Origin of the sequence: Streptomyces sp. NPDC051921 (assembly GCF_040680975.1) — a bacterium.
Classification (GTDB): Bacteria; Actinomycetota; Actinomycetes; order Streptomycetales; family Streptomycetaceae; genus Streptomyces.
Window position 1 is genome coordinate 152,355 of record NZ_JBFAXU010000008.1, and the last position, 20,198, is coordinate 172,552.

A 20,198-nucleotide genomic window follows, 5' to 3' on the forward strand; every position below is an offset into this window, starting at 1 on the left:
CCGGCCGCCGCGTCAGCGCCCGAGGAACTGCGGCCCCATCGGCGGCATCCGGAACTCGCGCGCCGCGTGCGGGTAGCCGTACGCGGGGGCGGGCACCGGGGCACCGGCGGGCTGCGGATAGCCGTACGCGGGCGCCGGGGCGGACGTGGGCTGCGCGGGCACGGCCGACGGCGGCGTGGCGGGCGCCCCGGACCCTGGGGACGGCCGCGGATCGGCCGGAAGCGGGGTGGGCGGCTGTGGCTGGACCATCGTCGCGTCCGGATCGTGCGCGGGAGCCGAGGGAGCCGAGGGAGCCGAGGGCGCCGCGGAAGCCTCCTCCGGGCCGCCCTCCGCCGCCCCGTCGTCGACGGACACCCCGAAGTCCGTGGCGAGCCCGATCAGACCGGTCGGATAGCCCTGGCCGACCGCACGGAACTTCCAGCCGTCCCCGCGCCGGTACAGCTCGCCGCAGATGATCGCCGTCTCCTCGCCGGTCTCCGCAGACACGTCGAAGACCGCGAGCGGCTCCCGGTCCGCCGCGCCCGCGGCCGCGTCGTACAGCAGGATCCGCAGGTCGGAGACGGAACGGAAGGTGCCGCCGTCCGAGGACGCGGCGATCACCACCTGGTCGACCGCGGCGTCCAGCCGGCCCAGGTCGGCCTCCACCGTGTCCGTCAGCCCCTCCGGGCCGCGCTGCTTCGCCAGATGGCGGACCAGACCCGAGGGGTGCCGTGGCTGGTTGTAGAAGACGAAGTCCTCGTCGGACCGCACGCGCCCGTCCGGGCCGACCAGCAGGGCCGAGGCGTCCACGTCGGGCACCCCGGGTCCCGGAGTCCAGCGGAGCACGGCCCGTACGGCCGCGGTGTCGAGAGGGACGTTGGAGCCCTTCAGCATCGCGTGCGTCATGTCGGTCATCTTCCCTGCCCGGCCGCCTTCCGGACAACGCGGGGGGCCGGAAGCGGACGAGTTACCTGAACTTCACGTCCGCGGGGAACTACGGACACCCTTACCTACGTACTATTACCGGCCACATGTCGTCAGCGCCGTCCAGGCCAGTCGGGGGAGATACATGCGTCATTTCGGGCACATCCCGGCCGCTGTGCGGACCGGGCTGTTCCACCAGGAGCCGGCCGCCTTCACGGCCGACTCCGACGCGCGCACGCTCGCCGTGGCCCTCGGGGCCACGCTCTACAGCCCGGCCACCCGGCCCCGGCTCGCCGACGCCGTGCGCAAACAGGCCGCGCGCGGAGTCGTCTCCATGGTGCTCTGCCTGGAGGACTCCATCAGTGACGCCGAGGTGGAGGCGGGCGAGGCCAACCTGGTCGCCCAGTTCGCCGACCTCTCGGCGCGGGCCCCCGGCGACGAGGCCGCCGAGCTGCCCCTGCTCTTCATCCGCGTCCGCGAGCCGCAGCAGATCACCGACCTGGTCGCCCGGCTCGGCGAAACGGTACGGCTGCTGTCCGGATTCGTTCTGCCCAAGTTCACCGCGACCCGCGGCCGGCCCTTCCTCGAAGCCCTCACCGTCGCCGAGCGGACCTGCGGCCGGCGGCTCTTCGCCATGCCGGTCCTGGAGTCCCCCGAGCTGCTCCACCTGGAGACCCGGGCCGAGACCCTGGCCGGCATCGCCTCCCTCACCGAGAAGTACCGCGAACGCATCCTCGCCGTCCGTCTCGGCGTCACCGACTTCTGCTCCAACTACGGCCTGCGCCGCTCGCCCGACATGACCGCCTACGACGTCCAGATCGTCGCCGCCGTCATCGGCGACGTCGTCAACGTCCTCGGCCGCTCCGACGGCACCGGCTTCACCATCACCGGACCCGTGTGGGAGTACTTCCGGCCCGGTGAGCGCATGTTCAAGCCGCAGCTGCGCCGCAGCCCCTTCCTGGAGGGCCGCGCCGAGGACCTGCGCACCGCCCTCATCGAGCACGACCTCGACGGACTGCTCCGCGAGATCGAGCTCGACCGCGCCAACGGGCTCCTCGGCAAGACCTGCATCCACCCCACCCACGTGCTGCCGGTGCACGCACTCTCCGTGGTCAGCCATGAGGAGTACAGCGACGCCCAGGACATCCTGCGGCCGGAACGCGACGGCGGCGGCGTGCTCCGATCCGCTTATACGAACAAAATGAACGAAGTGAAGCCGCACCGCGCCTGGGCCGAACGAACCCTGCGGCGCGCCGAGGTCTTCGGCGTCGCCCGCGAGGACGTCGGCTTCGTGGAGCTGCTCACCACCGGACTCGCCGCCCTCACGGCCGGCCGGCCCGACAGCTGACGAAGGGACGACAACGACGTGGTGTGGACCGGAACCTGGGTCGCGGAGCGACTGGGCGTCGAACTGATCGGCGACGAGGCGCTGCCCGACCTGCTGGGCCTCGCACTGCGCCGCAACCCCAAGCGCGCCCACCTGCTCGTCTCCAACGTGCTGGGCAAGCACGTCCCGCAGCGCCCCTCGGTGGTGCGGGAGGCAGGGCATGACCTGGGGGTACGGGTACGGCGGCTGCTCGGCGACGAGGAGGCGGCCCGGGCCGTCGTCCTCGGCTACGCCGAGACCGCCACCGGCCTCGGCCACAGCGTCGCCGACGGCCTCGCCCTGGCCCCGTACCTGCACTCCACCCGGCGCCCGGTCGCCGGCGTCGCCACGGCCGGCGGCTTCGAGGAGTCGCACTCCCACGCCACCTCCCACCTGCTCCTGCCCGAGGACCCGAAGCTGCTCGCCGGCGACGGTCCGCTGGTCCTCGTCGACGACGAGTTCTCCACCGGCAACACCGTCCTCAACACCATCCGCGACCTCCACGAACGCCACCCGCGCGAGCGGTACGTGGTCGTCGCCCTCGTCGACATGCGCGGCCCCGCCGACCGCGCCCGCCTCACCGCCTTCGCCGACGAGCTCGGCGCCCGCGTCGACCTGATCACCCTGGCGGCCGGTACCGTCGGCCTGCCCGAGGGCGTCCTGGCCAAGGGGCAGGAGCTCGTGGCACGACAGGAGGCGGCGGCCCCGGCCGTCCCCTGGCCCCGGGCCCCGCGCCGGGCCCCGGTCCGGGTCGACCTCGGCTGGCCGGCCGAGCTCCCCGACGGCGGCCGCCACGGCTTCGGTCCCGACGACCGGGCCCGCCTGGAGGCCGCGCTGCCCGCGATGGCCGCCCGCGTCGGCGAGGCCCTCGGGCACGCGCCCGGGCGAGCCTCAGCGGCCGTCGGCCCCGCCGCTCCCCGCGTCCTCGTCCTCGGCTTCGAGGAGCTCATGTACGCCCCGCTGCGGCTCGCCGGCGAGCTGGAGCGGTCCGGCGTCGACGTCCGGTACTCCACCACCACCCGCTCGCCCGTCCTCGCCGTCGACGACCCCGGGTACGCCATAAGGACCCGGCTCGTCTTCCCCGCCCACGACGAGCCCGCCGACGGCCCCGGCGAGCGGTACGCCTACAACGTCGCCGGCGGCGGCTTCGACGCGGTCGTCGCCGTCGTCGACTCCGTCGCCGACACCCCGGAACTGCACGCGCCGGACGGACTCCTCGCCCAGCTCGCCGCGCACATACCGCACGTCGTGCTCGCCGTCGTCCCCTCCTACGTACCCCAGGCCCCCGAAGCTCCCGAAAGGAGCTCCATGCTGCCCGAGCCCCTCCGCGGCCCAGCCTTCTCCTCGTACGCGCCAGAGGAGGTCGGCTGGCTGCTCCAGGACCTCTCGGACGTCGAGCTCGAGGCCCCGACCGAGGAGCGCGAGGAGGCCATCCAGAGCGGCGGCGCGCACTACGCCGAGTCGCTGCCCGTCGAGTACCAGCCCGACGCGCGCTACCAGGAGCTGTTCCGCACCGCCCTCGACGGCTCCGCCGCCCGGATCGCCCGCGCCGTCGGCACCGTCACCGAGACCGTGCTCGCCGAGCGCTCCCCGCGGCCCGTCCTGGTGTCGCTCGCCCGCGCCGGCACCCCCGTCGGCGTGCTGATGCGGCGCTGGGCGCGGCACCGGCACGGCCTGGAGCTCCCGCACTACGCCGTCTCCATCGTCCGAGGCCGCGGCATCGACACCAACGCGCTGCGCTGGCTCGCCGAGCACCACGAGCCGTCCGACGTGGTGTTCGTCGACGGCTGGACCGGCAAGGGCGCCATCACCCGCGAACTCGCCGACGCCCTCCGCGACTTCCCGGGCTTCTCGCCCGAGATCGCGGTCCTGGCCGACCCCGGCTCCTGCGTCCGCACCTACGGCACCCGCGAGGACTTCCTCATCCCCTCCGCCTGCCTCAACTCCACCGTCTCCGGCCTGATCTCGCGCACCGTCCTGCGCTCCGACCTGGTCGGCCCGCACGACTTCCACGGCGCCAAGTTCTACCGGGAGCTGGCCGGCGCCGACGTGTCCGGCGCCTTCCTCGACGCCGTCGCCGCCCGCTTCGACGAGGTCGCCGGCGCCGTCGACGCCGACGTCAAGGAGCTGCTCGCCGCCGACCGCACCCCCACCTGGGAGGGCTGGGCGGCCGTCGAGCGGATCAGCACCACGTACGGCATCAACGACGTCAACCTGGTCAAGCCGGGCGTCGGCGAGACCACCCGCGTGCTCCTCCGCCGCGTGCCCTGGAAGATCCTCGCCAAGCGCGGCGCGGGCGCCGACCTGGCGCACGTACGGCTGCTCGCCGAGCAGCGCGGCGTACCGGTCGAGGAGGTCGACGAACTGCCCTACAGCTGCGTCGGGTTGATCCACCCCCAGTACACACGCGGAGCGACCGGCGCCGACGGCAGGGCGGTGGTGTCCCAGTGACCGCCGACCGCACCGTCCTCGTCGCCAGCGACCTCGACCGCACGCTCATCTACTCCACGGCCGCCCTCGCACTCGGCATGCCCGACCCACAGGCGCCCCGGCTGCTGTGCGTCGAGGTCCACGAGTCCAAGCCGCTCTCGTACCTGACCGAGCAGGCCGCCGCCCAGCTCCGCGAACTCGCCGCCGAGACCGTCTTCGTGCCGACCACCACCCGCACCCGCAAGCAGTACCAGCGCATCCGGCTGCTCGGCGACACCACCCCCGCGTACGCGATCTGCGCCAACGGCGGGCACATCCTCGTCGACGGCGTCTCCGACCCCGACTGGCACGCGGGGGTCCTCCGCCGGGTCGCCGACGCGTGCGCCCCGCTCGCCGAGATCCGCGCCTACTTCACCGCCACCACCGACCTGTCCTGGGTGCGCAAGCACCGGGTCGCCGAGGACCTGTTCGCCTATCTCGTCGTCGAGCGCGAGCGGATGCCGCAGGACTGGCTGGAGCGGTTCACCGAGTGGGCGGGGGAGCGCGGCTGGACCGTCTCGCTGCAGGGCCGCAAGGTGTACGCCGTGCCGAAGCCGCTCACCAAGAGCGCGGCCGTCCGCGAGGTCGCCCGCCGCACCGGCGCCGGCCTCACCCTCGCCGCCGGCGACTCGCTCCTCGACGCCGACCTGCTGCTCGCCGCCGACCGGGGCTGGCGCCCGGGCCACGGCGAGCTCGCCGACACCGCGTGGACCGCGCCGCACGTGGAGGCGCTGGCCGAGCGGGGCGTGGCCGCGGGCGAGGAGATCGTGCGCCGCTTCCGGGCAGCCGCCCGGGAGCACACGGTGCCGCGGATCAACGGCGCCCCCGCCGCGCTCCCGGACCCGGCCTGACCGCCCGCACGACCCGGACGGCCACACCGCACGCACCCGCCGCGAGCGCCGTGACGAGCACCGCCTTCGAGTAGACCGACACGTAGTCGGTGACCTGCTCCCCGTTCTCGCCGAGCACGTACCCGGCGAGGACGAAGGCGGTGTTCCCCAGCGCGCTGCCCACGGTCGTCAGGGCCAGGAAGACCGGCAGCGGCATCCGCTCGACCCCGGCCGGCACCGAGTCAGGCTGCGGAAGACCGGCAACAACGGGGAGTTGGACGTACGGGTACGGGACGACGGGGTGGGCGGCGCGGACGCCGCCGCGGGCAGCGGCCTGGCCGGGCTCGCGAGCCGGGTCGCCGCGCTGGACGGACGCTTCACGGTCGACAGCCCGACGGGCGGACCGACCGTCATCGGGGCGGAGCTGCCGTGCGCGTGATGCTCGCCGAGGACTCCACCCTGCTGCGCGAGGGACTCGTACGGCTCCTCGCCGAGGAGGGCCACGAGGTGCGCGCCGCCGTGGGCACCGCCGTCGAACTCCTCGCGGCCGTCGCGCCCGACCCGCCGGACGTCGTCGTCGCCGACGTCCGCATGCCGCCCACCCACACCGACGAGGGCCTGCGCGCCGCCCCGGAGACCGCAGGTCGGCGTTCTGGTGCTCTCGCAGTACGGGGAGAAGCGCTACGCGACGGAGCTGCCGACCGACGGCACCGGAGGCGGCGTGGGCTAGCTCCTGAAGGACCGAGTGGCCCAGGTCGACGACTTCCTGGACGCCCTGGACCGGGTGGGCCAGGGCCGCACCGCCTTCGACCCCGAGGTCGTCCGCCGCCTCCTGGCCCGCTCCCCCCACACCGACCCCCTGGCCCGGCTGACGCCGAGGGAGACGCAGGCCCTCGCGGCGATGGCCGAGGGCGACACGAACGCCTCCCTGGCGCGGCAGCTGCACGTGTCGCCGAGCGCGGTGGAGAAGCACGTCAACGCGACCTTCGACAAGCTGGAGCTCACGGGCCGGAGCGAGGGCTGCAGCAAGAGGGTGCTGGCAGTACTGAGATACCTGGACAGCCAAGGCATGTCTCGCCGCCCGGCGCCGTCCGCGCCGCCCGGCGCTGTCCGCGCCGCCCGGCGCTGTCCGCGCCGCCCGGCGCTGTCCGCGCCGCCCGGCGCTGTCGGCGCCGCCCGGCGCTGTCGGCGCCGCCCGGCGCTGTCGGCGCCGCCCGGCGCTGTCCGCGCCGCGCGAGCCGCCCGAGCGGGCGCGGCGCTCGGCATGCGCGGTCCTGCCTGCTGGAGCCCGTCCGGCGGATCAGGGCCGGCCGGGCGGAGAGCCCGCCCTTGTTGGCGGCCTGACGCTCCTAGCCGCAGCACCCTCCGCCGCAGCAGCCACCACCACCGGAGGAGGGACCGGCCGGCGCGGCGGCGCCACCACCGACGGCCACGGCGACGGCGGAGAGCATCTTGACGGTGTCGTCGTGCCCGGCGGGGCAGACGGCGGGATCGCCGGACTCGGCCATGGGCCGGCTCAGCTCGAAGGTGTCGTCGCAGGTCCGGCAGCGGTACTCGTAACGAGGCATGGGCACAGGTTACGGCTTGCCCCGCTCCTCACGAATCCGTTCGACGACCTGGCCGGCGGTCGCGCGGACGGCCTCCAGCTCGGTGAGGAAGGCCCAGTAGTCGGGGTGGCGGCCGCTGTCGAGCGAGCCGACGGCCCGGTCGAGCCGGGCAACTGCCTCGTCGAGGGGACGCGCGTGCCGCGGCTCGGGCGTGTTGCGCCCGGCCATCGCCAGCCGCTGGGCGTCGCGTACGACGAAACGGGTGTGGTCGATCTCGGCCTGGGGGTCCTTGGCGACGGCGTTGAGGCGGCGCAGCCGCTCGCCGGCCGCGGAGACGCCCTCGTCGGCGGTGTTGAGCAGGGCGCGGGCGGTGGCGAGCAGGGAGGTCGCGTCCGGCCAGCGCTGCTCGGCGCGCGCCTTCGCGGCCTCGGCGAGCCGCTCCTCGGCCTGCCGGGCGGCGGTGGCGGCCTGCTCGGGCACGTGCTGCAGGTCCTGCCAGCAGGCGGCGGAGAAGCGGCGGCGCAGCTCGGACAGGACGGGCTCGACGCCCCCGGCGCGGGTGGCGAGGGCCTCGGCCCGGGTACGGAGGGAGACGAGTCGCTTGTCGATCTCGGCGGCCCGCTCGGGCAGGCGCTCGGCCTCGGCCCGCACCCCCTCGGCCTCGCGCACGACGGTGTCGGCCCGCTGCAGCGTCTCGCTCACGCCGTGCCGCCCGGCCCCTTCGTTGAGCCTGGTCAGCTCGGGCCCGAGCGCGGCGAGCCGGCCGGCGAGATCGTCGGCCCGAAGCCCCGCCTCGCGGGCGGCGTCGAGAGCACCGCTCGCGGCCCGGAGCGCCTGCCGCGCCCGCTCGACGGCGGGCGCGAGCCGCGCCAGCTGGCTCTCGGCCCGGCCGAGCAGCGGCGCGAGCCCCTGCTCGAAGCGGTCGAGCTCCCCCTTGACCCGTACGAGCTCGTCCTTGGCCCGCTCCAACTCGGCGCGGGCCCGACCGGCGGTGGCGGCGTCCAGCTCGACGCGGTCGAGGTCGTGGGCGTCGACAGCGGTGATGTAGGTGTGACTGACCTCGTCGATCCGCCGCCCGAGCGCCGCGAAGCCCTCGACGGCGCGGCGGGCGTCGGCGGAGTCGTCCACGGCGGTGATCGTCTCGATGGAGATCACCAGCCCGCGCTGAGCGGTGTCGAGCTCGTAGAACGCGGCAGCGGCAGCATCCTTGGCCGCCTGCGCCTCGGCCCGCCGACTCTCGTCCCGCCCCCCGAACCACCGCCGGGTCCCGCCCCCGGCGAAGGCCTGCGGCAACAGCGCTCCGACGAGCAGCGGCAACGCGAGCGCCAACCGCAGCGTGCCGGTGATCCCGGGCGCCGTCCCACCCCTGTCCTCGGTCGCCGCCACGTTCCCTCTCCCGTGCTGTGTCCGCCGCCCTGCCCGGTCCGCTTCATTCTCCCACCAGCCAAGGACGAAGACACGGCCCCATCAGTTCACCCCGCAGCCGCCCCACTACACCCCGGTACTGGTTTGCGGGACCCACCCGTCGGCCATGTACGCTGTTGCTTCCTTCCACGGGTGCGTAGCTCAGGGGTAGAGCGCTGCTCTTACAAAGCAGATGTCGGCGGTTCGAAACCGTCCGCGCCCACCAGTGCAGAGGCCCCGGACCGATCATGGTCCGGGGCCTTTGACATCCACTTCTGACATCAACGGAGGCGGTCGATCACGACCGGGGGCGCCTCCTGAGCAGCCGGTCCAGGTGGCTCACGGCCTCGCGCTGGGTGTCCTGGACGACGTGCGCGTAGACGTTCATCGTGACGGCGATCTGGCTGTGCCCGAGGATCTCCATCACGACCCGGGGCGGGACGCCGGCGGCGGTCAGGAGGGTCGCCGTACCGTGCCGGGCGTCGTGTAGCCGGACGACGCGGAGACCGGCGTTCTTGGCGACGCGAGTGAACGAGCGGTAGAGGTTGCGCGGCTCGATGGGCTGGCCGGTGCGCGTGGTGAAGACGTACCCGGTCTCCGTCCACTTCTCCCCGGCACGCTCACGGGCGGCGGCCTGCTTGAGACGCTGCCACCGCAAGGGAGCGACGCAGATCGCGGGAAGGGGAAGCGTCTGCTTGCGCCGGCGCCCCTTGGGATCGTCCTCGTACACCTCACCGGCGACCCGCTGCCGCTGCGTCCTGACCCGGATCTCTCGCTTGTCGAGGTCGACGTTCTCCCAGCGGAGGCCGACGACCTCCCCGCGGCGGAAGCCGAGGGCGATGGCGAGGACGAAGGCGGCGTACAGCGGGTCCTTCCGGGCGGCGGCGAGGAAGTCGAGCGTCTCGTCCAGGGACCAGGGCGAGAGGTCCCGTTCCGGTACCTTCGGCGGCGCGACGAGCGTGGCTACGTTCCGCGTGACGAGTTCCTCGCGGCAGGCGGCGGTCAGGGCCGTCCGCAGGACACGGTGCGACTCCTTCGCCGTGGCAGCGCTGGTCTTCTTCTCCAAGGCGACGAGGAACCGTCGAACATCGGCGACGCTGAGCGACTCCAGCCGTTTGGAGCCGATCATCGGGATGAGGTACAGGCGGACATGCACGTCGTACTTGGCGGCGGTGGTCTTCTTGAGGTGAGGCTTGACGATGTTGTCGAGCCAGTACGGCAGCCACTCGGAGAGCTTCATCGAACGGGTCGGGACGGGAATGCCGTTGTCGACCTTGTCGAGGAGAGCGCGGCGCTTGGCGTCGCACTCGGCCCAGGTCTTGCCGTAGGCGAACTTCCGGGCCCGCGTGCCGTCGGGCTGGAGGACGTAGACGGCAGCCTGATAGCGGCCGTCGGACCGCTGGGTGATGGTGCCGGCCCCGTTGGGGTTGCGCTTGCGCTGGGTGGCCATCAGGCGGCCTCCTCGATCTGGTGGTCGATGAAGTCCCGGACGGCGTCGAGGGGGACGCGGCGCGATCGGCCGACTGTGATCGAGATCAGGCGGCGGGACCGGATGAGGTCGTAGACGGTCGAGCGGCCGAGCTTGAGCCGCTCCATGACCTCCGGGACGGTGAGGAGTTCGGCGGTGGCGGTGGTCATGCGGCGGCTCCTTCCAGGCGGAGTGCTTCTCGTGCGGTCTGGCGGTTGAGGTGGATGTCCCGGGCGATGGTGGCGGCGAGGGCGGCCTCGCCGGGGGAGTGGCCGTGGCCCGCGTACTGCCAGGAGGCGAGGACGAGCACGGTGTCCGGGTCGGTGTGCTCTTCCTGGGCGGTGCGGTAGTCGGCGCGGATCTGGCGGAGGGCGCCGAGGGTGGTCGAGTAGCGGCGGGACTTGGTGGAGAAGTGACCGCGGAAGCCGAGCATGTGAGCCCAGGCGGTGAGCTTGCGGTCCGGGTAGAGCGGGGCCAGGTCCAGGCAGGCTTCGATGAGGCGGCGGGGGTGGTCGGGGACGTCGAGGAGGTCGAGCACCTCCCGGTTGCCGATCCGGCGGTCGAGGCTGCCGGTGGTCTCGGCGGCCTTGGTGGCGTACTTGGCGACGTACGCGGCCACGGCCTGTTCGGTGATGTCGGAGCCGTCCCCGAACGCCTTGACCGGACGGACGTCGAGCTGTCGTCCCCACTGGAACCGCCGGCGCGGCTGGTCCCCGGCGGCCGGGACAGTGATGGTGGTGTACGCGTGGACGGCGGCGGCCCGAATGGCATCGTCCAGCAGCGGCACGGTGGCCCAGGAGGGCGGGGCGCTGCCGGGCCCGTCCGGTCCGTCGAGCCGGATGACGGCGTGGAAGTGGATGGCGCCGCGCTTCTGGAACTCGGCGACCTTCCCGTACGAGACCCGTAGGACGTCCTTCATCGCGCGCTGCGTGAGGCCGGCGCGGGCGGCCAGTTCACGGCGGAGGCGGTTGGTGAAGCGCTGCCAGAGCTGTCCGGCGTGGTTGTTGAAGAGGACGGCGCCAGCGTAGTCGTACGAGTCGGGGGCGAGGGCCGTCCCCAGGGCGGGGTCGTCGTCCCGGTGCCGGACGCCGCAGCGGCAGGCGCCCCGGTCGGGTCGGTTGTGAACGGGGCCGAAGGACGGGGCGGTGAGCGTCGCGAACACGCGAGGGTGGTCGCGGACGGTCGCGGGGATGTCCTTGGTCTCGTCACCGGCGAGGCCGGCGCGGATCAGGTGGTACGTGTCCCCGGCGTACGTGTGCGCGCAGGAGGGGCAGCGGGAGGCCCGGCGGTTGCCGCAGGCGACGCGGAGGCGCCCGCCGGGCTCGGCCTCCGTCGAATACCGGCGGAGGGTCTCGCCGGACGTCCGGTCCTTGGCGAGGGACCAGCCGGTGAGGTGGACGGGGTCGGAGCAGCCGCCGGTGCGGTGCACCTGGTCCTTCCAACGGTCGAAGTCGGGGTCCGCGGCCACGCGGAGGATGTCGTGCAGGGTGGCCGGGTCCAGGCCCGCCGCGGTCGCGGCGTTGGGCTGGGCCATGATGGCTCTTCCTTCCGGTCGAGAGATCGGCGAGGGGTACGGCTCCCGGGCGGCGGATGCTTGGCGGTATCGAGGCCGCCCGGGGGCCGGTCAGCGGCGGCGCTTGTTCGGGGACGTGAGCAGCGAGCGGACGACGACGGCGCAGACGGCGACCGAGGCGGCGGTGACGGCGGTCGCGAGCAGCATCGAGACCAGGACCGTGCCGACGACCAGGACCACAGCGGTGCCGGCGCCGACGACGGCGAGGACGCTGCCGGGGGTGAGCTGGACGGCGGGCCGGGTGGTCGGGACGACCGGGGCCATGGTCTGCGGCGCGGGCTCCACGGCGGTCGGCTGGACGACGGCGGGCGGCGCGGTGACGCCGACCGGGGTCGGCATGGTGGGGATCTTGGGGCGGAGCATGGGTGGTTCTCCTTTCCGGGCGGGTCGGATCCGTACGGGTCGGGTCACTCCGAGACGGCGGCGTCGATGACGGGCGCCAGGAGGCTGTCGGCGAGGAGGAAGCCGCCGAGAAGGAGCACAGCGACGAGCCACCAGGGCGGGCGGATCAGCTTGATGCCGAGGGCGCCGACGACGAGGAGGGTGAACCAGAGCGGGACGTCCACGGTCGGTCTCCGTTCAGTCGGTGAGGCGGCAGCGGTGGGTGCGGGCGGCGAGCTGGGCGGCCGAGGAGCTGGAGTAGTCGGCGGACCAGCCGCAGCGATCGGCGGTGCAGACGGCCGCGTACTTGGTGCGTCCGTGGCGGTCGCGGTGGGTGCCGATCTGCACGGGGCCGATGCGCATCAGGGAGTGGAAGTGGTCGCGGGCGGACATGCCGTTCTCCTTCCGGTTCAGGCGAGTTGGGAGGCGATGGCGCGGGCCATGGGCGCGGGGACGCCGAGGCGGGCGCGGAGAGTGTCGGTGTCGATGGGGGCGCCGGTACGGGCGTGGTGGTCGGCGGCTACCTTGCGGGCGTGCTCGACGAGCGCCGCCGGGACGGCGGGAGCCGGGGCGGGCTCAGGGGCCGGAAGGGCGGGTACGTCGACCGGCTCGCTCTCCGCCTCAGTCGCGGGCCCGGCGTCCCCGCTGTCCTCCGGCTCGGGTACGTACTCCGGCTTCGTAGGTTCCGGCTCGACGGCCGGGGCAGGGGTCGGAGCAGGCGTGGAGTGGGCGAGGAGCGTTCCCCCGAGGAAGGCGACCGCAGGCCACCCGGCGACGCCGAAGCGCAGCCAGGCGGGCGGGTCGGCGAGGTCGAGGAAGCCGGCGGTGGCGACGTTGGCGCCGAGCGAAGCGAAGAGCGAGACCAGGAACCAGCACCAGGCGAGGCGGGACGAGCCGTCCGCGCGGAGCCGGCGCCAGGCGGCGACCAGGAGGAGGTCGACGGAGACGGGGTAGGCCCACGCCTTCCATCCGGCCTGTCCGGCAGCGGCGGCCAGGTCGTGCAGGTGGGCGAAGGACAGCGCACCTGCGATCAGGGCTTGGACCAGCACGGCGTCGACGCGGAGCTTGCTGGTCATGACGGAACCTCCTTGGTGGGCGTTTCGGGCCTGGCGGGGGTAGGGACGTGGCGCGAGGAGGCCGCGTCGGCCAGGAGCGCGGGAAGCCTCAGGGAGTCGCCGGGGCAGCCGGGGACGGAATGGCCACGGGCACGGCGGGCGAGGCGAAGACCGGCCGGAACGCGTCCAGAGCGGGCAGGTCCGGGGTCAGGTGGGCGTGCTTGTTGCAGGCGTCCACGGCGGCGCGGAGCGAGGTGTGGGGTGACCGGATGCGGGACCAGCCGCCCGACGCGTCGCCGGTGATGGCGAGGCCGGGAGCGGAGACGGGGATCTGGACGGTGGCGAGGACGGCGTCCGGCGCGATGTCGCCGAAGGCCATGTTGGCGCTGGTCTCGTCGTTGACGCGGTGGACGGTACGGACGCTGAGCTGGGCGCGGAGCATGGTGATGCCCTTGCCGAGTTCGGAGCCGAAGCGCTGCCCGCAGATCTCCAGGTAGATGCCGGCGGCACGGCCGAGTTGGGCGAGCCGGGCGAGGGCGGTGATGATCCGATCGCGCCGCTTCTCCTCGTCCTTCGTGGCGAAGAGCGCGAGTTCGGCGACCTCGTCCACGAGGAGGACGATGGGAACGGGGCGGAGGTGGTCGGGGAGGTCCCAGATGTCGGCGGCGATGTCGGCGTCCGGGGTGTCGGCGGTGATGCGCTGTTCGGCGCGGATGAGTTGGTAGACGTCCTCCATGTGCGAGATGAGGGCATCGAACAGGTCGGCGGCGGTGTCGGGGTTGTCGGCCAGCGCGGAGAACCGCCGAGCCAGAGGGAACAGCTCCACCCCCTGCTTGCAGTCGATCCCCACCAAGGCGACTTCCTGAGCGGCGAGTTCGGCAACCAGATTCCGCTGGTACACCGACTTCCCCGACTTGGTGGCACCGATGGTGAGGGCGTGCGGCGTGGTCCGGTAGTCGCGGTAGTGGACGTCTCCGTCCTCACGGAGGGCGACCGGCACCCGCGTGGTCGAGCGTTCGGCCCGCGCCGGCATCTGAACCCGCCGGAGCACGTCGTACCCGGTCATCCGCAGTTCGACCACGCCGGAGCGGATCTCCCGCGAGGTGACCCCGAACATCCCGAACGAGTGCCGGAGCCGGTCGCACGAGGCCGCCACGTCGAAGGCGTCCTGTCCGGGCCGGAGCCCCAGCCGTAAGACGAGCCCGGTACGGGTGGGCCGGAGCCGCAGGATGCGCGGCGCCCGCGGTTCGGGGACGGGCCGGTTCGCCATCCGGGCGATGGCGAGACGCCAGCGGGGCGGCGGAACGGTGAGCCCGCAGGCGTCCATGACCGCCCGGTACCGGCCGAGGAGTCGGCACGTGGCGAACGTGACGCCGAAGGAGAGCCAGTACCAGGCGGGCCGCCGCCACCGCAGGAGGCCCGCGAGGACGGCGACCAGCACCACGGCGGCGATCAACCATCGCATGATCAGGCGGCCTTCGGCATCGAGGCGCCGGCGGCGAGCGAGGTGACGGCCACGGCTCGGAAGGCGATGCCGTGCCGCCGCTGCCCGTTGAACTCGCTCTCCCACGGCCGGGCGACGAGCCCCGTGATCGCCACGGGGGTCCCCATGGTCAGGCCGGCGGAGACACCGGTCTCCGGGACGGTCACGCTCAGGATCTCCACCTCGCCGTTGGCCGCGAACATGACGTCCACGGTCGACAGCGCGGCCCCGGTCTCGGCGTCCATGGCGCGCTCGCCGGTACGGCGGTCCTTCACCTTGGGCTGCGGGGGCTGGGCCACCATCACGGTGGCGGCGGAGGTGTCGACGGGAATCTGACGCACGAAGATCACTCCTCTAGAAGTCTTGAACTCCTCCACTCATGTACATGAGTGACATGAAGAAGAGTGCACCACTCCTATACATGAGTCAACCCGCCTGGACGAAGAAGTCCAAGCGGGTTGGGAGGAGTTGACCGCGTGTCAGTCGGCGGCGGGGATCCGGTACTCGAAGACGAACTGGTCAGCGGCCATGAGGGTGTCGCAGACCTCGACCACCCGCCCGGTCTTGGTGACGGCGTTCCGCAGCAGGTGAACGACAGGAGCACCAGGACTCAACGCCAGCTCGGACGCTTCGGCCTTGGACGCCGGCCGGGCCTGGAGCGTCTCCACGAACTCCTCGAAGACGTGCCCGTCGTCCTCAAGCCGGGCGTAGATCCCCCCGGGCCCGGGGTTCTCGGAGAACAGCTCGGGGATGTCCTTCACGACGTCCCACGGCAGGTACGACGAGGCGGTCTCGACGGGCGTCCCGTTCCGGAAGTACAACCGCCGCCGGGCCAGCACCTGAGCCCCGGGCTCGACCCCGAGCCGCTCGGCGATCTCCTCGGAAGCCTCCATGGGCCCGATGAACAGCACGCTCACCTTCGCGGTGGCCCCGGACTGGGCCGACTCGGCCAGATAGGCAGCCTTCCCGCCCCGCCGATGGGACGCCCGGAACCGATCCGACGACCGCAGCCGCACAGGCGGCCGGTCCTTCACGATCGACCCCTTCCCGTGCCGCGTCTCCACGAGCCCACTGGCCCGCACCTCGACCATGGCCTTCCGAATGGTCCCGCCGGCGACGCCGTACCGCTCGACAAGCTCGGACTCGCTCGGCACCAGGTCGCCAGGCTTGAGAACGCCGGCCCGGATCTGCTCCACGATCTCGTCGGCGATCTGGACGTACCGGGGTACCGCCCTGCCACCCCCTGCAGTCGTACCCATAGTCCTCTTCACTCTCCTATGCTCCTGTACATGAGTAACAGCGCCCAGAAGACGACGTCAACGCCACTGCACTCCGTGTCCGTCGCGGGCGCAGTCGTACGCGAAGACGGCCGCCTCCTGGCGATCCGCCGAGCCGACAACGGCACCTGGGAACTCCCGGGCGGCGTCCTCGAACTCACGGAGTCCCCCGAAGCCGGCGTGACCCGCGAGGTCTGGGAGGAGACCGGCATCCGGGTAGAGGTAGAAGAGCTGACCGGCGTCTACAAGAACACCACCCGAGGTGTCGTCGCCCTGGTCTTCCGCTGCAAGCCCGCCGGCGGCGAGGAACGAACCTCCGCCGAGTCGACCGCGGTCGAATGGCTCACCCCGGAAGAGATCACCGCCCGCATGACCGAGGTCTACGCAATCCGCCTCCTCGACGCCTTGGACGACAAGGGCCCCCACGTCCGCAGCCACGACGGCCGCCACCTGATCACCCAGCAGTGACCACACAGCCACCGCGGCGAATGCCCCGCGAAGAAGCGATCCTCCTGGTCGAACGCCTGATGAACCCGGAGACACCCGAGGACCAGTCCTCCGAGATCCTGACCACGCTGCAACAGGGCCTGGCCTGGCCCCACATCAGCGACTACGTCTTCTGGAGCTCCGACCCCAACCCGACCCCGGAGAAGGTCGTCGACCGAGCCATGGCCTACAGGCCGATCGCCCTCTGAGGCCAGCGCGGTAAGAGTTTCCCTACTTCATCAAGGCACCCGCCGCGCACGGCGCGGCGCGCGCGGCCCGTCGCCCGGGCCTGCGCTCCTGTCTCCGCCCCGCTCCAGCCCGACCGCCGGCCGCACGCCTGACAGCTCGGGTTGATGGGCGACGAACCACGACGCGGCCGAGGCCGTACGCGAGTGCGGCTCAAGACGATGCCTCCGGCGGGGGCGCTCCGACTCCGGGATGACCAGGGCCCGTCCTGCGACTGCCGACCGGTTCGCGGTTCGGGTGGGAAGCTGTCATCCCGTCTGCCGCCGACCCAGGCAAGCCATAGCAGACCAGGCTTCTGGGGCCCAGGTCGTTCGTCCAGCAGGGCGCTCCACCTGGGCCCCAGAAGCCTGCCCCGCTATCACTCCGTGTGGGTCGACGGCAGACGGGATGACAGCAAAGTCAGGTGGTGCCAGGTGTGCTGGGGCAGAAGACGGGACCACGCGCTTTTGTTCCTAGGTAGTTAGGTAGTCGACAGGTCATCTTGCTCAACCATCTGCACTCGGGCCAACGACGGGTATACCTGCATCCTCTGTAGCTTTCGAGCGAACCCTCGCAGGTTTACCTTGCTGAAGGTCGGCAGACTCCGGGATATGTCACGATTCCCTTTGACTGCAATTGCATAAGTGACTCTGGTGGGCGCCTTTCGCGCCACCTCCTCCATGGCGGGATTAAGGGCCCTGACTTTTTCGATGAATTCAAGGCGATAGTCCTGGTCTTCCGTTAGGACCTGCGCTGCTACGTAACCCTGAGAGAACAAGTGGCTGAGGGTTTGGCTGTCTGTATATTTCTTTACATGTATCAAATACCCGTCAGAGTGCAGCAAGTCGCATGCCTCGATTTCGCCACCAGCCGATGCGATCGTGTCTCTATCCAGGCATACAATGTCTCCGCGCCCATCGGCCGCCGCCTTATTGAAATCCTTCTCCTCGTATTTCTTACCCTCTGAATTCAGCCCTATGGTCCAAACTCCAAGGTCGAGCAGATCTGTTACGTCATCAAGTTTGGAGATGTCCTCGTCGAGCTGCTTGGCGTAATCTTCGGCAAGGGCGAACCACTTCCCTAGGGTCAATAGGTATCGTCTGTCATCTGATCCGGCCTCAAAGATGAGCCAATTCTTCAGGGGTGTCGATTGGCTTGCCGGGTTACCTTCTGAGTCAACGGCAGTCACCTTGATCTCCTTAAGGGCTGTTCGCCCAAAGGAGCCACGGAAGTCGGCTAGTGCTTGGATTAGCGATGTCGTACTCATGTCATAGAGGGATCCGAGTTCGTCACCCCTCTTGAGGCGAATCTCGTGTACGTTTTCAATTGTCAGATCGTCTGGCGGGGCAAACGATAGAATGTACGGGTCCAGGCTGGCCACATCCTCATCGCGTGGCCTACTTCGCGCGGATGCGCGCTCCTGGAAAAGCTCTCGAACCAACAATCTTTCAAGCTCTTCGGTCAGGTCGGAATTCGACCTCAAAGGCTCAAGGGCATCGATGAATTGAAGGTCCCCCTTTATTTCCGAGTTGTCGACGCTCGTCAGCATGCGTTGCAGAATATCGTGAACCTTGTTAAGGTCGGTCTCTACCTTGAAGGCGACAGAGTCTGTTGCGACGACTGCCCCTAGATCCGGGAAATCTAGGCCCTCGTCTAGCTCCCCCACCATTCGCCTGACGAATTCTCCATCCAGTTCAACGTCAAAATCTCGCAATCCAGTTCGGTTTGGAATCGAGACGGATTGAGTTCGAGCTGAGGGGTCGATGCGGCGGCTGCGGATCTCATTCAAGGCGTCGGTGTCGTAAGACCTCGCCGCGAAACGCAGGCCGAAGTTGGGCTCGATCCACGACCATTCCAGGGTCGAGCTACCGTATCCGAAACATACGGCAAATACTCTCTCCTTGACAGGCAGGAATATTACGAGCCGGTGAGAGATGCTCGTAACCGCTTCGAGGTCAGGGAAGATGGGAGTAAGCGAGCGGGCCCACGGGGGAACATTGTCAGATTTCGTCCCCAGGAAGGCCCGACAGCCCTCGGGTGCGTTGGCGGCGGCAGGTACCTCTGTTAGTTCGGAAATCCCGAATTCCCTGTACGGAGTGCGTAGGGCCTCTTGGAATGATGTGAGGCCCTCTCGCAAAAGGAAGCAGTTGAACCGCAACTTTGGCGAGCCTGACACCTTGCCTCCTTTGGTGGGGTTAGATGGTTTTACCACCAGCATGCCGGTTAGGGGAAGATGGCGCGAGTAGGGGAAAGTTCGCCTCGACCGCCGTGTCAGAGAAGCCCCCGGCAGAGATGCCGGGGGCTTCATGGTCGTGCATGCGGGGCCCTGTGCCCCTTGTCGCTTCGAGGCGGGATGGCCTTGTTGGGGCGGTTGAAGATCCCGTCTATGGGAGGCGCCGGCCGCGGCTCTCCGCAACGCGTAGCACCTGACCCAGGGCTTCCGTGAGGTCTGCGGACGCCGCACGGAGGTCCACCGGGTCAGACTCCGGAAGGCTCAGCAATTCGATGGCGTGGTCCAGTACCTCGGCGGCCTGGTCCAGGTAGGTCGTCTCGAGGGTGTCGGCCAGGCGAGACAGGCGACTGCTGTCGTCGTCGGTGCTCAGGAAGCACGGTTTGCCGTCAGGGCCGGACCACGGGAGGAGTCGCAGTTCGTCACGGGAGGTCATCTGTCCGTCTCCTCCTTGAGGGTCGGATGGGTGGTGAATACCGCGTCTGCGGCGTCGCTGGGGAGGGCCAGGAGCGCGGCTTCGAGTACGCGGCCGGTGGAGTTGAGGGCGATGCGCGTGATGGTGAGGACCGTCCGCGTGGGGCTGATGCGGAGGGCGGTTGCCTCATCCGGGGTGGGGAGGCGGGCGGTGACCGTCTCCTGGGTTTTCGAACGGTCCGCGTCTCGACCGCCGGGCCAGGAGGACGAGGCGAGTTGTGCGGCCGGGGCCAGGTCGCGGGGGATGTAGATGCGGGCCACGCTTCGGGGAGTCTCGCCCTCGTAGGTGGTGCAGTGGAACTCCGTCAGGGGAGTGTTGGACGGGACTTTCAAGAGGGTTCTGATGTAGCCGCGGGCCCGAATGTTGGTCGTGCGGATGGTGGTCTGGAGGTCGGGGGCGAACGGTATGCCGGCGCCGCCTGTATAGGTGATGCGGCGTAGCGGAGTGCGGACGAAGTTGCCCTTGCCGTGGGTCTTCTCGACGAGCCCTTCCGCCTGGAGGAGGGCGAGTGCCTGGCGGATGGTCGGGGTGCTGACCTTGTAGTGGGTGGCCAGTTTGGGTTCCGAGGGGAGGCGGTCTCCGGGCTTGAGGTGGCCGGTGGTGATCTGGTTTCGGAGGTCTTCGGCGATGCTGTCGCGGAGGGTCGGCAAGGTCGTAGTCACCACCTTTTCTGGACTCGGAGGGCGACCAGGCGGGTGCGGGGGTGCATGGTCAGTTGCTCGCCCGTTTCGAAGAGGAGGCGCTTGGCTCCGAGGGGGAGTTGGCGGAGGTCGGCCACTCGGCAGGGCATGCCGCCGATCTGGATGACGTCGCCTCGCTGGACGCTGATCGAGGTGATCTCGATAGGCGCGACCACGGCGCCGGCCGGGGCCCAGGACTTCATGCCGTTGCCTCCGAGTGAGGCGGGGCGGTCGCCGGCATGTGGCAGGGACAGGCGCACGCCTCGTAGATCACCGGGATGTCGACAGGCGCCGTTACCGGGGAGGAGTGGGCGCACTCGTGGTGGGTGCCGATCTGGCACCGGGA

22 protein-coding genes, 1 tRNA gene and 3 pseudogenes are annotated in these 20,198 nt (G+C 70.9%); 8 read left to right on the forward strand and 18 right to left on the reverse strand.

Translation table 11 applies throughout. The features are described 5' to 3' along the window. Window positions 1-12: 12 nt before the first annotated feature. Window positions 13-894 carry a TerD family protein gene (locus AB0M16_RS13305; protein WP_365342082.1) on the reverse strand — a complete coding sequence of 294 codons (882 nt, stop codon included), beginning with the start codon at window positions 892-894 and terminating at the stop codon, window positions 13-15. 154 nt (window positions 895-1,048) lie between these two features. On the opposite strand from AB0M16_RS13305, the gene AB0M16_RS13310 reads away from it, so the two are divergent. The 3 genes from AB0M16_RS13310 to AB0M16_RS13320 are packed head-to-tail and all read left to right on the forward strand — an operon-like array spanning window position 1,049 to window position 5,589. Continuing rightward, window positions 1,049-2,251, forward strand: a complete 1,203-nt coding sequence (locus AB0M16_RS13310) for an HpcH/HpaI aldolase/citrate lyase family protein (RefSeq protein ID WP_365342084.1) — start codon at window positions 1,049-1,051, stop codon at window positions 2,249-2,251. An 18-nt stretch (window positions 2,252-2,269) separates the two neighbouring features. After that, complete coding sequence (locus AB0M16_RS13315) at window positions 2,270-4,720, forward strand: phosphoribosyltransferase (protein ID WP_365342086.1); 2,451 nt, start codon at window positions 2,270-2,272, stop codon at window positions 4,718-4,720. After that, window positions 4,717-5,589, forward strand: coding sequence for an HAD family hydrolase (locus AB0M16_RS13320; RefSeq protein WP_365342088.1), 873 nt, complete (start codon window positions 4,717-4,719; stop codon window positions 5,587-5,589). Before AB0M16_RS13315 ends, AB0M16_RS13320 begins: the two co-directional genes overlap by 4 nt. On the opposite strand, the pseudogene AB0M16_RS13325 reads toward AB0M16_RS13320, so the two are convergent. After that, window positions 5,552-5,835: pseudogene (locus tag AB0M16_RS13325) on the reverse strand (DedA family protein); the annotation flags it as partial. The gene AB0M16_RS13320 and the pseudogene AB0M16_RS13325 overlap by 38 nt on opposite strands. 7 nt (window positions 5,836-5,842) lie before the next feature. Here AB0M16_RS13325 and AB0M16_RS13330 point away from each other — a divergent pair. Both AB0M16_RS13330 and AB0M16_RS13335 read left to right on the forward strand, forming a co-directional pair. Then, window positions 5,843-6,007 (forward strand): annotated as a pseudogene (locus AB0M16_RS13330) (sensor histidine kinase); the annotation flags it as partial. Continuing rightward, window positions 6,007-6,631: pseudogene (locus AB0M16_RS13335) on the forward strand (response regulator transcription factor); the annotation flags it as partial. The pseudogenes AB0M16_RS13330 and AB0M16_RS13335, both read left to right, overlap by 1 nt. 286 nt (window positions 6,632-6,917) lie before the next feature. On the opposite strand, the gene AB0M16_RS13340 reads toward AB0M16_RS13335, so the two are convergent. Beyond that, window positions 6,918-7,136, reverse strand: coding sequence for a zinc ribbon domain-containing protein (locus AB0M16_RS13340; RefSeq protein ID WP_365342090.1), 219 nt, complete (start codon window positions 7,134-7,136; stop codon window positions 6,918-6,920). A 9-nt stretch (window positions 7,137-7,145) separates the two neighbouring features. Then, window positions 7,146-8,501, reverse strand: a complete 1,356-nt coding sequence (locus AB0M16_RS13345) for a hypothetical protein (protein ID WP_365342092.1) — start codon at window positions 8,499-8,501, stop codon at window positions 7,146-7,148. 169 nt (window positions 8,502-8,670) lie between these two features. Between AB0M16_RS13345 and AB0M16_RS13350 the strand changes: the two genes are divergently transcribed. Further along, window positions 8,671-8,745 (forward strand) — tRNA-Val (locus tag AB0M16_RS13350). Window positions 8,746-8,817: 72 nt separating this feature from the next. Here the strand turns inward: AB0M16_RS13350 and AB0M16_RS13355 are convergent. The 10 genes from AB0M16_RS13355 to AB0M16_RS13400 all read right to left on the reverse strand — a co-directional run bounded on the left by AB0M16_RS13355 (window position 8,818) and on the right by AB0M16_RS13400 (window position 15,738). Then, a complete protein-coding gene (locus AB0M16_RS13355; RefSeq protein WP_365342094.1) occupies window positions 8,818-9,969 on the reverse strand; it encodes a tyrosine-type recombinase/integrase in 1,152 nt (383 codons plus the stop codon). Beyond that, window positions 9,969-10,157 (reverse strand): helix-turn-helix domain-containing protein, encoded by a 189-nt coding sequence (locus AB0M16_RS13360; RefSeq protein ID WP_365342096.1) that lies wholly within the window; start codon window positions 10,155-10,157, stop codon window positions 9,969-9,971. The genes AB0M16_RS13355 and AB0M16_RS13360 overlap by 1 nt, the downstream gene beginning before the upstream one ends. Further along, window positions 10,154-11,521 (reverse strand): replication initiator protein RepSA, encoded by a 1,368-nt coding sequence (gene repSA, locus AB0M16_RS13365; protein ID WP_365342098.1) that lies wholly within the window; start codon window positions 11,519-11,521, stop codon window positions 10,154-10,156. The genes AB0M16_RS13360 and repSA overlap by 4 nt, the downstream gene beginning before the upstream one ends. 90 nt (window positions 11,522-11,611) lie before the next feature. After that, entirely contained in the window at window positions 11,612-11,923 is a 312-nt protein-coding gene (locus AB0M16_RS13370; protein WP_365342100.1) for a SpdD-like protein, read from the reverse strand. A gap of 44 nt (window positions 11,924-11,967) precedes the next feature. Beyond that, a complete protein-coding gene (locus tag AB0M16_RS13375; RefSeq protein ID WP_107063396.1) occupies window positions 11,968-12,126 on the reverse strand; it encodes a hypothetical protein in 159 nt (52 codons plus the stop codon). Between the two features lie 13 nt (window positions 12,127-12,139). Beyond that, complete coding sequence (locus tag AB0M16_RS13380) at window positions 12,140-12,334, reverse strand: mobile element transfer protein (protein WP_365342103.1); 195 nt, start codon at window positions 12,332-12,334, stop codon at window positions 12,140-12,142. Between the two features lie 17 nt (window positions 12,335-12,351). Continuing rightward, window positions 12,352-13,017, reverse strand: a complete 666-nt coding sequence (locus AB0M16_RS13385) for a DUF2637 domain-containing protein (RefSeq protein WP_365342105.1) — start codon at window positions 13,015-13,017, stop codon at window positions 12,352-12,354. Between the two features lie 88 nt (window positions 13,018-13,105). Then, the gene (locus tag AB0M16_RS13390) at window positions 13,106-14,461 is read right to left on the reverse strand and encodes an FtsK/SpoIIIE domain-containing protein (protein ID WP_365342107.1); all 1,356 of its coding nucleotides are present in this window, start codon (window positions 14,459-14,461) and stop codon (window positions 13,106-13,108) included. Window positions 14,462-14,463: 2 nt separating this feature from the next. Continuing rightward, window positions 14,464-14,820, reverse strand: coding sequence for a hypothetical protein (locus tag AB0M16_RS13395; RefSeq protein ID WP_365342109.1), 357 nt, complete (start codon window positions 14,818-14,820; stop codon window positions 14,464-14,466). A 138-nt stretch (window positions 14,821-14,958) separates the two neighbouring features. Beyond that, on the reverse strand, window positions 14,959-15,738 hold the full coding sequence (locus tag AB0M16_RS13400) for a GntR family transcriptional regulator (protein ID WP_359721109.1): 780 nt from the start codon (window positions 15,736-15,738) through the stop codon (window positions 14,959-14,961). A gap of 18 nt (window positions 15,739-15,756) precedes the next feature. Between AB0M16_RS13400 and AB0M16_RS13405 the strand changes: the two genes are divergently transcribed. After that, window positions 15,757-16,224, forward strand: a complete 468-nt coding sequence (locus AB0M16_RS13405; protein ID WP_360606504.1) for an NUDIX domain-containing protein — start codon at window positions 15,757-15,759, stop codon at window positions 16,222-16,224. Window positions 16,225-16,244: 20 nt separating this feature from the next. After that, window positions 16,245-16,451 carry an e9imm peptide gene (locus AB0M16_RS13410; RefSeq protein ID WP_365342112.1) on the forward strand — a complete coding sequence of 69 codons (207 nt, stop codon included), beginning with the start codon at window positions 16,245-16,247 and terminating at the stop codon, window positions 16,449-16,451. Between the two features lie 497 nt (window positions 16,452-16,948). Here AB0M16_RS13410 and AB0M16_RS13415 read toward each other — a convergent pair whose 3' ends face one another. The 4 genes from AB0M16_RS13415 to AB0M16_RS13430 form a co-directional block, all read right to left on the reverse strand. Beyond that, a complete protein-coding gene (locus AB0M16_RS13415) occupies window positions 16,949-18,685 on the reverse strand; it encodes a DUF6119 family protein (RefSeq protein WP_365342114.1) in 1,737 nt (578 codons plus the stop codon). 166 nt (window positions 18,686-18,851) lie between these two features. After that, window positions 18,852-19,133: a hypothetical protein gene (locus tag AB0M16_RS13420; protein WP_365342116.1), complete on the reverse strand. Its 282-nt coding sequence runs from the start codon at window positions 19,131-19,133 to the stop codon at window positions 18,852-18,854. Beyond that, the gene (locus AB0M16_RS13425) at window positions 19,130-19,834 is read right to left on the reverse strand and encodes a GntR family transcriptional regulator (RefSeq protein ID WP_365342118.1); all 705 of its coding nucleotides are present in this window, start codon (window positions 19,832-19,834) and stop codon (window positions 19,130-19,132) included. The genes AB0M16_RS13420 and AB0M16_RS13425 overlap by 4 nt, the downstream gene beginning before the upstream one ends. Continuing rightward, entirely contained in the window at window positions 19,831-20,055 is a 225-nt protein-coding gene (locus tag AB0M16_RS13430; RefSeq protein ID WP_365342120.1) for a hypothetical protein, read from the reverse strand. The genes AB0M16_RS13425 and AB0M16_RS13430 overlap by 4 nt, the downstream gene beginning before the upstream one ends. Window positions 20,056-20,198: the final 143 nt, after the last annotated feature.

What these genes read in the sequence shown, in the direction of transcription:
- repSA (WP_365342098.1), bottom strand. Translation starts at nt 11,521, where the DNA reads ATGGCCCAGCCCAACGCCGCGACCGCGGCGGGCCTGGACCCGGCCACC.
- AB0M16_RS13400 (WP_359721109.1), bottom strand. Translation starts at nt 15,738, where the DNA reads ATGGGTACGACTGCAGGGGGTGGCAGGGCGGTACCCCGGTACGTCCAG.
- AB0M16_RS13305 (WP_365342082.1), bottom strand. Translation starts at nt 894, where the DNA reads ATGACCGACATGACGCACGCGATGCTGAAGGGCTCCAACGTCCCTCTC.
- AB0M16_RS13380 (WP_365342103.1), bottom strand. Translation starts at nt 12,334, where the DNA reads ATGTCCGCCCGCGACCACTTCCACTCCCTGATGCGCATCGGCCCCGTG.
- AB0M16_RS13405 (WP_360606504.1), top strand. Translation starts at nt 15,757, where the DNA reads ATGCTCCTGTACATGAGTAACAGCGCCCAGAAGACGACGTCAACGCCA.
- AB0M16_RS13310 (WP_365342084.1), top strand. Translation starts at nt 1,049, where the DNA reads ATGCGTCATTTCGGGCACATCCCGGCCGCTGTGCGGACCGGGCTGTTC.
- AB0M16_RS13385 (WP_365342105.1), bottom strand. Translation starts at nt 13,017, where the DNA reads ATGACCAGCAAGCTCCGCGTCGACGCCGTGCTGGTCCAAGCCCTGATC.
- AB0M16_RS13420 (WP_365342116.1), bottom strand. Translation starts at nt 19,133, where the DNA reads ATGACCTCCCGTGACGAACTGCGACTCCTCCCGTGGTCCGGCCCTGAC.
- AB0M16_RS13390 (WP_365342107.1), bottom strand. Translation starts at nt 14,461, where the DNA reads ATGCGATGGTTGATCGCCGCCGTGGTGCTGGTCGCCGTCCTCGCGGGC.
- AB0M16_RS13340 (WP_365342090.1), bottom strand. Translation starts at nt 7,136, where the DNA reads ATGCCTCGTTACGAGTACCGCTGCCGGACCTGCGACGACACCTTCGAG.
- AB0M16_RS13360 (WP_365342096.1), bottom strand. Translation starts at nt 10,157, where the DNA reads ATGACCACCGCCACCGCCGAACTCCTCACCGTCCCGGAGGTCATGGAG.
- AB0M16_RS13355 (WP_365342094.1), bottom strand. Translation starts at nt 9,969, where the DNA reads ATGGCCACCCAGCGCAAGCGCAACCCCAACGGGGCCGGCACCATCACC.
- AB0M16_RS13410 (WP_365342112.1), top strand. Translation starts at nt 16,245, where the DNA reads ATGCCCCGCGAAGAAGCGATCCTCCTGGTCGAACGCCTGATGAACCCG.
- AB0M16_RS13415 (WP_365342114.1), bottom strand. Translation starts at nt 18,685, where the DNA reads ATGCTGGTGGTAAAACCATCTAACCCCACCAAAGGAGGCAAGGTGTCA.
- AB0M16_RS13370 (WP_365342100.1), bottom strand. Translation starts at nt 11,923, where the DNA reads ATGCTCCGCCCCAAGATCCCCACCATGCCGACCCCGGTCGGCGTCACC.
- AB0M16_RS13430 (WP_365342120.1), bottom strand. Translation starts at nt 20,055, where the DNA reads ATGAAGTCCTGGGCCCCGGCCGGCGCCGTGGTCGCGCCTATCGAGATC.